We start from the raw sequence: 3,576 nt of genomic DNA on the forward strand, positions 1-3,576 counted from the left end.
TCAGGAGGTCCTGCAGATGCAGGACCTCCTGAATGATCGTCCGCGGCGGACGCTTGAGTTCCGTACGCCTCGTGAGAGACTGGATGAACTTATCAGTGGTGTTGCACTAGCACCCTGAAACCGCCGGGGTGGAACCAGACCAAAGTGACTGCCCATTGAAGGAGGACCTGCCCAGAGCGGGAGGCCAGCCCATTGCGCGACGTTCAGTCCTGCACGGTGCGCTCCGCGGCCTCGACCACGTTCGTCATCAGCAGGGCGACCGTCATCGGACCCACGCCGCCGGGGTTAGGCGACAGGTAGCCCGCGACATCCGCCACGGCCGGCTCGACATCGCCGTAGACCTTGGCCTTGCCGGTCTCCGGATCCGTTTCACGTGTGACGCCCACGTCCAGCACCGCAGCACCCGGCTTGACGTCGGCGGCCTTGACCAGGTGCTTCACCCCGGCCGAGGCCACGATCACGTCGGCCTGCTTGAGGTACTTCGGCAGGTCCACCGTGCCCGTGTGCGTCAGCGTGACGGTCGCGTTGATCTCCCTGCGGGTCAGCAGCAGGCCGATCGACCGGCCGATCGTCACGCCGCGGCCCACGACCACCACGTGCTTGCCCTTGAGGTCATAGTCGTTGCGCAACAGCAGCTCGATCACCCCGCGCGGCGTGCACGGCAGCGGGGAGGTGATCGGCGCATTGACGTTGAGCACCAGCTTGCCCAGGTTCGTCGGGTGCAGCCCGTCGGCGTCCTTGGCCGGATCGATCCGTTCCAGGATCGCGTCCGTGTCCAGGTGCTTGGGCAGGGGCAGCTGCACGATGAACCCGTGGCAGGTGGGGTCGGCGTTGAGCTCGTCGATCAGCGCCTCGACCTGTTCCTGCGTGGCATCGGCCGGCAGTTCGCGCTGGATCGAGTTCATCCCGATCGCCACGGACTGCTTGTGCTTCATCCCCACGTACAGCTGCGACGCCGGGTCCGCGCCCACCAGCACGGTCGCGATCCCCGGGGTCACGCCCTTCGCCTTGAGTGCTGCGATGCGTTCGGCCAGCTCCGCCTTGATCGCCTTGGACGCCTCGCGCCCGTCCAGTCTCACAGCCGTCATCAGTACTGCTTCAGCCCCTCGTACAGCGGGAAGTCGGCAGCGATCTTATCGACCCGCTTGCGCAGCGCCACCGGGTCGGCACCCGGCTTGAGCGCCTGCGCGATGATGTCGGCGACCTCGGCGAATTCGTTGTCGCCCAGCCCGCGCGTGGCCAGCGCCGGCGTGCCGATCCGCAGGCCCGAGGTGACCCGCGGCGGGCGCGGATCGAAGGGCACCGCATTGCGATTGACGGTGATGCCGACCTCGTGCAGCAGATCTTCGGCCTGCTGGCCGTCCAGATCCGAGTTGCGCAGGTCGACCAGCACCAGGTGGGTGTCGGTGCCCTCGGTCAGGACGGACACGCCGTTGGCGGTCACGTCCGGTTCCAGCAGGCGCTCGGCGATGATCTTCGCACCGCGCAGCGTGCGCTCCTGACGCTCCTTGAACGCCTCCGAGGCCGCGATCTTGAAGGCGATCGCCTTCGCCGCGACCACGTGCATGAGCGGGCCGCCCTGCTGGCCGGGGAACACAGCGGAGTTCAGCTTCTTCGCATTGTCCGGGTTCTTCGACAGGATGAAGCCCGAACGCGGGCCGCCGATCGTCTTGTGCACGGTAGAGGACACGACATCGGCGTACTCGACGGGGTTCGGGTGCAGCCCGGCGGCCACCAGGCCGGCGAAGTGCGCCATATCGACCCACAGGGTCGCGCCGATTTCGTCGGCGATGTCGCGGAAGGCCTGGAAGTCCAGCTGGCGGGGGTAGGCCGACCAGCCCGCGACGATCACCTTGGGACGGTGCTCCAGAGCGGTTTCGCGCACCTTGTCCATATCGATCCGGTGCGTGGTCGCGTCCACCTTGTAGGAGGACACATCGTAGAGCCGGCCGGAGAAGTTGATCTTCATGCCGTGGGTCAGGTGGCCGCCGTGGGACAGGTCCAGACCCAACAGCCCGTCGCCGGCCTTGGCGAAGGCGTGCATGACGGCCGCGTTGGCCTGCGCGCCGGAGTGCGGCTGAACATTGGCGTACTCCGCGCCGAACAGGCTCTTGGCCCGGTCGATCGCCAGTTCCTCGGCCACGTCGACGAACTCGCAGCCACCGTAGTAGCGCTTGCCCGGGTAGCCCTCCGCGTACTTATTGGTCAGCACCGAGCCCTGCGCCTGGAGCACCGCGCGGGGCACGAAATTCTCCGAGGCGATCATTTCCAGGGTGGTCTGCTGCCGGTTGAGTTCTTTGTCCAGCACCGCGGCGATCTCGGGATCGACCACGTCCAGCGGCGCATTGAACAGGTTATTGGAATCGGTCATGAAGTTTTCCTCTTGTGTGGGGCTCACGACACCGCTGTTGAGGGCGGCAGCCGCTCACGGTATTGGCTACACGGGCGACTCCCCCAGGTTATCAGCGCACAGGATGTGGGGCCTGCGGTGGCCGTCATCCGGGCACTGCGACCGGCCGAAGTGTGGCGGTAAAATCGGACCATGTCTGAAACCCTCGAACCCACCGTTTCCCCCACGAACTGGACGCTGAGCATTTCGTGCCCTGACCGCGCCGGCATCGTGCACGCGGTCTCCGGCGCCCTGCTGCGCCTGGACGCCAACATCACCGAATCGCGCCAGTACGGCTCGCCCGACTCCCAACAGTTCTTCCTGCGCATCGAGTTCGAGGCCGATGCCACCGCCGATGACATCCACGCCGCCCTGGCCGCTGACGCCAAGCGCCTGCAGCTCGACGTCAAGCTGGCACCCACCGGCCGCAAGATGCGCACGCTCATCATGGCCTCGAAGACGGGGCACTGCCTCAACCAGCTGTTGTTCGAACACGCTAACGGCGGCCTGCCGATCGAACCGGTCGCGGTGCTGAGCAACCACCCGGACCTGGCGCCGATGGCCGAGTTCTACGGGGTGCCCTTCCACCACGTGCCGGCGACCCCGGAGACCAAGGAGGCCGCCGAGGCCGCACTGCTGCAGCTGGTCGACGACCTGGACGTGGAGCTGGTGGTACTGGCCCGCTACATGCAGGTGCTCTCCCCCGCGCTGTGCCAGAAAATGAGCGGACGGATCATCAACATCCACCACTCGTTCCTGCCCGGCTTCAAAGGTGCCAAGCCGTACCAGCGCGCGCACGCCCGCGGGGTCAAGCTGATCGGCGCGACGGCCCACTACGTCACGGCGGACCTGGACGAGGGCCCGATCATCGAACAGGACGTCACCCGGGTGACCCACGCGCAGACCAATGCGGATTTCGTCCGGGCGGGCTCGGAAATCGAGGCCTCGGTCCTGGCCCGCGCAGTCAACTGGCATGCGCAGGGCCGCGTGATCCGCGACGGCCAGCGCACGGTCGTCTTCGCCTAAGGGTCCTGGCAAGTTTGGGCGGTCTGTTTCAGATCCCTGCTTGGCAGACTGGTTGTGAACCGTCTTGATGAAGGAGTCCCCCAGGTGAGTGTTGTGAGTATCCCGCCGCAGGAGTTCACAGTTGAGCAGAAGCGTGAACTGGTGTTGGAGTATGCCGAGAC

General features: G+C 66.3%; 3 protein-coding genes. 1 reads left to right on the forward strand and 2 read right to left on the reverse strand.

Annotated elements, in window-relative coordinates:
• Nucleotides 1-203 precede the first annotated feature (203 nt).
• Both NQ036_RS15305 and glyA read right to left on the reverse strand, forming a co-directional pair.
• Entirely contained in the window at nt 204-1,088 is an 885-nt protein-coding gene (locus NQ036_RS15305; RefSeq protein ID WP_257059984.1) for a bifunctional methylenetetrahydrofolate dehydrogenase/methenyltetrahydrofolate cyclohydrolase, read from the reverse strand.
• On the reverse strand, nt 1,088-2,371 hold the full coding sequence (glyA, locus tag NQ036_RS15310) for a serine hydroxymethyltransferase (RefSeq protein ID WP_257048585.1): 1,284 nt from the start codon (nt 2,369-2,371) through the stop codon (nt 1,088-1,090). The genes NQ036_RS15305 and glyA overlap by 1 nt, the downstream gene beginning before the upstream one ends.
• 171 nt (nt 2,372-2,542) lie before the next feature.
• On the opposite strand from glyA, the gene purU reads away from it, so the two are divergent.
• Entirely contained in the window at nt 2,543-3,415 is an 873-nt protein-coding gene (gene purU / locus NQ036_RS15315) for a formyltetrahydrofolate deformylase (protein ID WP_257059986.1), read from the forward strand.
• Nucleotides 3,416-3,576 lie beyond the last annotated feature (161 nt).

This window comes from Brevibacterium sp. 91QC2O2 (assembly GCF_024580695.1).
Taxonomy (GTDB): Bacteria; Actinomycetota; Actinomycetes; order Actinomycetales; family Brevibacteriaceae; genus Brevibacterium; species Brevibacterium moorei.

Excerpts from the sequence above, each read along its gene's own strand:
- NQ036_RS15305 (WP_257059984.1), bottom strand. The coding sequence starts at position 1,088 with ATGACGGCTGTGAGACTGGACGGGCGCGAGGCGTCCAAGGCGATCAAG.
- glyA (WP_257048585.1), bottom strand. The coding sequence starts at position 2,371 with ATGACCGATTCCAATAACCTGTTCAATGCGCCGCTGGACGTGGTCGAT.
- purU (WP_257059986.1), top strand. The coding sequence starts at position 2,543 with ATGTCTGAAACCCTCGAACCCACCGTTTCCCCCACGAACTGGACGCTG.